This window comes from Mesorhizobium sp. B2-7-1 (assembly GCF_006440735.1).
Lineage (GTDB): Bacteria > Pseudomonadota > Alphaproteobacteria > Rhizobiales > Rhizobiaceae > Mesorhizobium.
Map to the genome: position 1 here is coordinate 21,949 of NZ_VFUA01000090.1, position 7,095 is coordinate 29,043.

Genomic DNA, 7,095 nt, shown 5'->3' on the forward strand with positions numbered 1-7,095 from the left:
TCTCGTTGATTGCGGGAATAAACCGGCCCGCGCCATCGTTATTCGCGTGCTTGGGTAATCGCAGCGGTCGGACCGCTTCGCGCTGACTGCTTGCACCGCGCCTGGAAGGCGCGTTCTATCGGGACGGAAAGCGACCTCGAAACAAGCGGTCATGGACGACAAGAAGGCAGCGATCCTGAGCGAAATACCGCGGTTGCGGCGCTATGCGCGCTCGCTGCTGCGCGACCGCGATTCCGCCGACGATCTCGTCCAGGATTGCCTGGAGCGGGCGCTTGTGCGGCTCGACAACTGGCAGACTGGAGAGAGCCCCCGGAGGTGGCTGTTCACGATCATGCATCACTTGTTCATCGACCAGATGCGCAAGGTCAACCGGCGAGGCGAGGCGGCGATGCTGCCTCTCGAAGCCGGCGAAGCCCAAGCCGCACCCGCCGATCAGGTCGAGACCATCGCCTCGCGCGAGATCATAGATGCCTTGCAGGCGATCAGCCCCGATCGCCGCGCGGCATTGGTCATGGTCGCCATCGAGGGCTTTTCCTATGCCGAGGCCGCCAACATCCTTGGCGTGCCCGCCGGCACGCTGATGTCGCGCATCGCGCGCGGCCGCGAGGAACTGCGAGGATTGCTCGACGACTCATCGCGCCGCCGCTCGATAAGGATTGTTGAGAAATGACCCGCCGTGATTTCTCCGAACGCGATATCCATATGGCTCTCGACGGCGAGCTGCCGGGCGAGGAGCGCATGGCCTATGACGCCTGGCTCGAGGCCGATCCCGAGATGAAAGCGAGGTCGGCGCGCTACATTGCCGACCGTGCCGCCATGCGCGCCGCCTTGGCCGGCGTGATGGACGAGCCGGTGCCGGCAAGGCTGCGGCAGGCGGTATTTGGCGAGGCGCCTGTGAAGGTGTCGGCCTGGCGCTCGCGCTGGTGGCTCTCGGCCGCAGCTGCCGTGGTGCTCGCCGTCGGCGGGTTCGGTGGCTATGTCGCCGGCGTCGACAGCATTGCCCGTGGCGGCGGCGACGACGACCAGCTCGCCGAACAGGCGATCGCGGCCCATGTCATCTACGCCGCCGAGAAGCGCCATGCCGTCGAGGTTCCGGCGAGCGACAAGGATCATCTCCAGACCTGGCTGTCGAACCGCGTCGGGCTGAAGCTTGTTGCACCCGATCTGGGGGCTCAGGGCTTCCAACTGGTCGGCGGCCGGCTGTTGCCCGCCGGTGAGCAAGGCAAGGCTGCAATGTTGCTCTACGAGGACGCCAAAGGCGAGCGCATCTCGCTCTTCGTCACCGCCGAATCGTCCGCAACCTCCAAGGGTACCTATACGGCCGAGGGGGGTGGACCGGAGGCGGTCTACTGGCTCGACAAGGGCTACGCTTGCGCCGTCGTCGGCTCGTTGCCGCCGGAGCGGCTGTCGGACGTCGCAAAGACCGCCTATGGCCAGCTCCTGGCCGGCATATCGAGCTGAACCGGCTGCGTTTTTCGGCGGCCGGCAGTCCGTCGAACGGCAATTCTGTTCAAACGTTTGGCCCTTTGCTACCGTGGCGGAAACTGTCACAATTCGGCCCTAATCAAGGAGCGATAGCGCTTGATGGATACTGGCGGTTCGGCCAGTGTTCGTGACGCATCCACCGGGGCCGTTTTCTTAAACCCAATCGAGGTTCTCCCAAGCCCGCATGCCTGCCGAGATCCGCAAGGCCCGCGCGTCAGACGTCGATGACCTCGCCGCCATCGAGAAGGCCGTGTTTCCGGGCGACAGGCTCTCGCGCCGCTCTTTCCGCCAGTTCATCGAACGCGAAACCGCCGAGATGCTGGTGGCCGAGAACGAGGGCCGCGTCGCCGGCTATGCCGTGGTTCTGTTTCGCAAAGGCAGCGGAGTCGCGCGGCTCTACTCGATCGCCGTCGGCCCGTTTTTCGGCCGCCTCGGCATCGGCCGGCTTCTGCTGGCGGCTGCCGAGGAGGCAGCCTTCGAGCACGACCGGCTGTTGCTGCGCCTTGAAGTGCGCGAGGACAATGATCGCGCCATCCATGTCTATGAGCAGGCCGGCTATCGCAAGCTGGGCCGCGAGCCCGACTATTATGAGGATGGCGCCACGGCGCTGCGCTACGAAAAGACGCTGCGTGGCGACACGCCCACGGCGACCAAGGTGCCGTTCTACCAGCAGACCTGCGAGTTCACCTGCGGTCCGTGCTGCCTGATGATGGCGATGGCCAATTTCGATAGCGGCTTCGTGCCGGATCCGGTGATGGAAATCCGTCTGTGGCGCGAGGCGACCACGGTCTTCATGATGTCGGGCCCCGGCGGTTGCGAGCCTTTCGGCCTGGCGGTCGCCGGCTATGAAAGCGGGCTTGCCGCCGAGATATCCGTCTCCTTCTACGGCGCGCTGTTCCTGCAGTCGGTGCGAAGCGAGGACAAGCGCCGGGTGATGGAGCTCGCCCAGGTCGATTTCCGTCGCCGCGCCGAACTCTACGGCATTCCCGTCAACTACCGTCCGTTCGGCATCGGCGACATCCGTGACGCTTTGGCCGAGGGCAAGCTGGTGGTGGTGTTGATCAGCGGCTTCCTGATGTTCGGCAAGAAGGTGCCGCATTGGGTGCTGGCCATCGGCGACGATGGCGACCATATCCTGATCCACGACCCCTGGGTCGAGGATGAAAGGCAGGAAACGATCCTTGATGCCGCGAACATTCCGGTGCCCTACGACATTTTCATGAACATGGCACAGTTCGGCCGCGACGGCTTGCGTGCAGCCATCACTCTGGGAAAACGCTGAGACAATGACCTGGGTTATCCTCACAGGCAGGCAGAACGACATCGATCAGGTGGCCACACCCCACAAGATCATCACCAACCGCGACTATCTCGCGCATCCGGCGCTGTTTCGCGGGCAGCGGCCGAAGGTGATCAACCTGTCGAACAATTACGGTTATCAGAGCCGCGGCTACTACGCCTCGCTACTCGCCGGCTCGCGCGGCCACAGGGTGATCCCGACCGTCGAGACCATGATCGATCTGTCCGAGCGCAAGCTCTACGAGCACGCGCTGCCGGAACTCGAACTGGCGTTGAACAAGTGCAGGAAGGATCTCGGCGGGACCTTTCCGGCCAAGGTCGCGATCTTCTTCGGCATCGGTCCGTCGAAAGTATGGGACCGTTTCGCCAAGCTGTTGTTCGACTGGTTCCGCGCGCCGGCGCTCGAGGTCCACATCAAGGACAGCGCCGAATGGGCCTCGATCCGCAAGATCGGCTTCCTGCCGCTTGCCCGCATGACCGAGGACGAGGAAGAGTTCTTCCTGCAATGCCTGGACACCTACACCAACCGCGAATGGCGCGACACCAAGGGCCGCACGCCGGCGCGCTATACATTCGCGACGCTGGTCGACCCGCATGAGGAACTGCCGCCGTCGGAGATCTCCTCGCTGCGCTACTGGGCGAGGATCGCCGAGAAGATGGGCGTCGAGGTCGAGCCGATCACCAGGAAGGACCTCGCCAAGCTCGCCAATTACGACGCGCTGTTCATCCGCGAGACCACGTCGATCTCCAACCACACCTACCGCTTCGCGCGCCGAGCCCAGCAGGAAGGCATGCCGGTGATCGACGACCCGCTGTCGATGATCCGTTGCACCAACAAGGTCTATCTCAACGAGCTGATGACCTACAACAAGGTGCCGGTGCCGCCGACGGTGATGATCGCCGGCACGTCCGACTTCGAGGTGGCAGCGCAGACGCTGGGCTTTCCGCTGGTGCTTAAGATCCCGGATTCGTCCTTCTCGCGCGGCGTCAAGAAATGCGAGAACATGGCCGAGCTGACCAAGCTCGCGACCGAGTGGCTGGAAGATTCCGACCTCTTGATCGCGCAGAAATTCATCCCGACCGAATATGACTGGCGCGTCGGCGTGCTCGGCGGTCAGCCGCTGTTTGCCGTGCACTATCTGATGGCCAAGAAGCACTGGCAGATCGTCAACCACAAGGCCAGCGGCAAGCCCGACCAGGGCGGGATCAAGACGTTCACGCTGAAGCAGACGCCGCCGCACGTCGTCGAGACGGCGGTGCGGGCGGCAAAATGCATCGGCGACGGCCTCTACGGCGTCGACCTCAAGGAGACCAAGGACGGCGTCTTCGTCATCGAGGTCAATGACAATCCCAATCTCGACCATGGCTGGGAGGATTCGGGCGAGAAGGACGAGCTCTGGGTGCGGCTGACGCAGTGGTTCCTGGAACGCCTGGAGAGGCCGGACAAGTAGCGGCCGGGGCGGAATTGGGGAACTGAGGAACTGAGGAATTGAAGAACAGGAGAATTGAAGAATAGAGTGTCTAGCGGAGCATCGTCTCTGCTTATTTATCTCTCAGCTGCCAATTTCTTCAGTTCCTCAGTTCCTCAGTTCCTCAGTTCCTCAATTCCTCAGTTCCTCAGTTCCTCAGTTCCTCAGTTCTTCAGTTCTTCAGTTCTTCAATTCCCCATTCCCATCAATCCAACCGAGGGAAAAGAATGCTGTTCTTCGTGATCGAGGATTTCCACGGCTCCGACCGCAAGGAGATTTACCGCCGCTTTCGCGACAAGGGCAGGCTTAAGCCGGATGAGCTAGTCGTGCATCACAGCTGGATCGCGGGCGACATGAGCCGCTGCTTCCTGTTGGTGGAGGCGGATGATGTCACGATCCTGCAGCGCTGGGCCATCGAGTGGAACGATCTGGTCGAGTTCGAGATCGTTCCCGTGGCCAGCAGCAAGGACATGGTCGCCGCGCTGGCCGGCCATCTTTGAAAAAAATCGGCAAGTGGAAGTAAACCGGTGCGCCCGTCACCGTATATCTTTTCGATGATTGGCCGGACTGGCGGGTGTCAATACACCGTCTGGCTCTTTCGGGGTCGGTTCACTGCGGCTACACCAAAGTCAGCTTTCGGGTCTTGGGGCGAAAATTGACAGCTGTCGTTGAACTCCGGCCACAAAACGTCGCGCGTGGTATTTCGCTGATTATCGTGGCGGCCCTTGCAATCTCCATCCAGGACGTCGTTTTCAAGCTCTTCAGCGGCGAGCTAACCCTCTGGCAAATTTTTTGCCTGCGTGGCGTGCTGGTTATCCCGATGCTCTTCGCAGCCCTCTGGGTGCGCAGCGCACAGCGGGGCATCCTGGAAGCCGCCTTGGGTAAGTGGCCGCTTCTGCGGTCTATGTTTATTACGGCCAGCTTGTTGGCTTTCTATGCGGCGCTTCCATTCTCAAGCCTATCGACCGTTGGAGCGGCCAACTACATAGCTCCCATTTTCATAACGCTGCTGTCCGCATATGCGATCAGAGAGCCGGTCGGCCCGCTGGGATGGCTGGGGGTCTGCCTTGGATTCGCGGGTGTCGTGGTTTTGCTGCAGCCGGGGACTGACGCTTTTTCGCCATGGGCACTGCTTCCAATTGTCGGGGCTGCTTCCTACGCTCTGGCGCATATCACGACACGAGCAAGGTGCCAGAACGTCCCCGTTGCAGCTCTATCGCTGTCACAGAATATCGTCATGTTGTTGGCTGGGACAGTTGCCAGTGTGCTGATGCTTTGGCTCCAACCGCAAGGCACATTCGCGGACGCCTATCCCTACATTTTTGGCGCCTGGTCAAAAGTCGGTCTGAACGATTGGCTCGTGCTGGCGCTGCTTGCAGGATTTGCGATTATCAACGGCATGTTGTTGGGAGGGGCCTACCAGACCGCGCCGCCTGCCGTCGTTTCGACATTCGAGTACAGCTATTTGGTATTTGTCGCGGTTTGGGACATTTTGTTCTTTGGGATAGCGCCCAGCGTGGCCTCTGTCTCGGGCATGGTCTTGATTGTCGTGGCGGGACTGCTGGTGCTGCGCCGCAAGTCGACGTGAGGACAGAAAACGGTGCTGTCATGTCTGGATGGCCAGAAGTCGGACATCGTCTCATCATCGCCAAGACGCCCTAACTCCAGACGGCCCCGTCAGATGACCGCTATCGCGTCGACCTCTATCAGGTAGCCCGGGGACATGATCGCCACGCCGACAATCACATTCGCCGGTTTGTGATCTCCAAACAGCGAAATCTGCGCTTGTTCGATGATCGGGACGTGTTCGTCGCGGTTGTAGTCGACGATGTAGATCGTGATCTTGCAGACTTGGTCCGGCCGGGCACCCGCCGCGTTGAGCGCTCGGCCGAGATTGGCGAATGACAGGCGCGCTTGCGCCGCAAAATCACCATGCCCGACGAGCTTGCCGTGTATGTCTTCAGGCTGCTGGCCCGAGATGAAGACCAGCTTGGATCCAGTCGCGACGACAACCTGTGTGTACATCTCCGGAACCGGCAGATCAGCTGGATTGATGAGTTCGAGCGACATCAAAAATCTCCTGCTATTTCGTTTGACTGAAATGCGAGGCGGGCACGAAGGATTGGCGCTCCGTTGCCGCAGTTCCCTAAACTGCTTCTCAGGGGATTGGCGTGCCGAGCGCCGGTGATTTGACCGCGCGCAAGCATTCCCCGATCAGCCACTCCCGGAACGCTGCCACGGCATCGCGCCTCGCGCTGCGTTCGGGGACCGTCAGGCAATAGGGTTGGCGCAGTTCCAGGGATTGCGCGGCGGCCCGCATCAGCTTGCCATCCTCCAGCGCCTGGGCGCAATAGATGCCCTGCGCCAGCGCCACGCCCAGTCCTGAAATGGCGAGATCGAGCGCTGCCCGCGACGAGTTGGCCGAAAGGCCGCGCTGTGTTGGGCGGCCCGGCTCGCTTCCCGCTGCCTCGAACCAGTTGCGCCAGGATGGAAAGGAGGCTCCCGTCGGCCCCCAGTCGGTGTGGATCAGCGGCAGGCCGGCCAGGCCGTCGGATCCGGTCGCGCCGGCCAACGTCGGCGCGCAGACCGGATAGACGGCGTCCCTGACGATCTCCTCGGTCGGATGTTCCCGGTAGTGAGGACCGTAGGACAGGCGGATGTCGATCAGTTCGTGATCGAACGGCACCGGATCGTCATCGCCCCTGAGCGATATGTCGGCGGCGCCATGGCCGGCGACGAAGCCGGCGAGGCGCTCCGATAGCCAGCCCATCGCCATGGACGGCGGCACCGAAACGACGAGCCTCGGCCGGAACGCATCGCCGCCGACATCGCGAGCGACGCT

At 62.0% G+C, this 7,095-nt stretch carries 8 protein-coding genes; 6 read left to right on the forward strand and 2 right to left on the reverse strand.

Annotation, left to right across the window (positions count from 1 at the left end; genetic code table 11):
• Positions 1-151 precede the first annotated feature (151 nt).
• The 6 genes from FJ471_RS26095 (at position 152) to FJ471_RS26125 (ending at position 5,841) form a co-directional block, all read left to right on the forward strand.
• On the forward strand, positions 152-670 hold the full coding sequence (locus FJ471_RS26095) for an RNA polymerase sigma factor (protein ID WP_140807607.1): 519 nt from the start codon (positions 152-154) through the stop codon (positions 668-670).
• Positions 667-1,461 (forward strand): anti-sigma factor, encoded by a 795-nt coding sequence (locus tag FJ471_RS26100; RefSeq protein ID WP_140807608.1) that lies wholly within the window; start codon positions 667-669, stop codon positions 1,459-1,461. Before FJ471_RS26095 ends, FJ471_RS26100 begins: the two co-directional genes overlap by 4 nt.
• Before the next feature lie 208 nt (positions 1,462-1,669).
• Positions 1,670-2,767, forward strand: coding sequence for a GNAT family N-acetyltransferase/peptidase C39 family protein (locus tag FJ471_RS26105; RefSeq protein ID WP_140807609.1), 1,098 nt, complete (start codon positions 1,670-1,672; stop codon positions 2,765-2,767).
• Positions 2,768-2,771: 4 nt separating this feature from the next.
• Entirely contained in the window at positions 2,772-4,235 is a 1,464-nt protein-coding gene (locus tag FJ471_RS26110) for a RimK family protein (protein ID WP_140807610.1), read from the forward strand.
• Between the two features lie 245 nt (positions 4,236-4,480).
• Positions 4,481-4,753 (forward strand): DUF3303 family protein, encoded by a 273-nt coding sequence (locus tag FJ471_RS26120; RefSeq protein ID WP_140807612.1) that lies wholly within the window; start codon positions 4,481-4,483, stop codon positions 4,751-4,753.
• Between the two features lie 155 nt (positions 4,754-4,908).
• Positions 4,909-5,841 (forward strand): DMT family transporter, encoded by a 933-nt coding sequence (locus tag FJ471_RS26125; protein WP_181179734.1) that lies wholly within the window; start codon positions 4,909-4,911, stop codon positions 5,839-5,841.
• Positions 5,842-5,930: 89 nt separating this feature from the next.
• On the opposite strand, the gene FJ471_RS26130 is transcribed toward FJ471_RS26125, so the two are convergent.
• Both FJ471_RS26130 and FJ471_RS26135 read right to left on the reverse strand, forming a co-directional pair.
• Positions 5,931-6,323 carry a RidA family protein gene (locus FJ471_RS26130; RefSeq protein ID WP_140807614.1) on the reverse strand — a complete coding sequence of 131 codons (393 nt, stop codon included), beginning with the start codon at positions 6,321-6,323 and terminating at the stop codon, positions 5,931-5,933.
• Between the two features lie 88 nt (positions 6,324-6,411).
• Positions 6,412-7,095: LysR substrate-binding domain-containing protein (locus FJ471_RS26135; RefSeq protein WP_140807615.1), on the reverse strand; the 684-nt coding region annotated here is incomplete at its 5' end.

Excerpts from the sequence above, each read along its gene's own strand:
- FJ471_RS26100 (WP_140807608.1), top strand. The coding sequence starts at position 667 with ATGACCCGCCGTGATTTCTCCGAACGCGATATCCATATGGCTCTCGAC.
- FJ471_RS26110 (WP_140807610.1), top strand. The coding sequence starts at position 2,772 with ATGACCTGGGTTATCCTCACAGGCAGGCAGAACGACATCGATCAGGTG.
- FJ471_RS26130 (WP_140807614.1), bottom strand. The coding sequence starts at position 6,323 with ATGTCGCTCGAACTCATCAATCCAGCTGATCTGCCGGTTCCGGAGATG.
- FJ471_RS26095 (WP_140807607.1), top strand. The coding sequence starts at position 152 with ATGGACGACAAGAAGGCAGCGATCCTGAGCGAAATACCGCGGTTGCGG.
- FJ471_RS26120 (WP_140807612.1), top strand. The coding sequence starts at position 4,481 with ATGCTGTTCTTCGTGATCGAGGATTTCCACGGCTCCGACCGCAAGGAG.
- FJ471_RS26105 (WP_140807609.1), top strand. The coding sequence starts at position 1,670 with ATGCCTGCCGAGATCCGCAAGGCCCGCGCGTCAGACGTCGATGACCTC.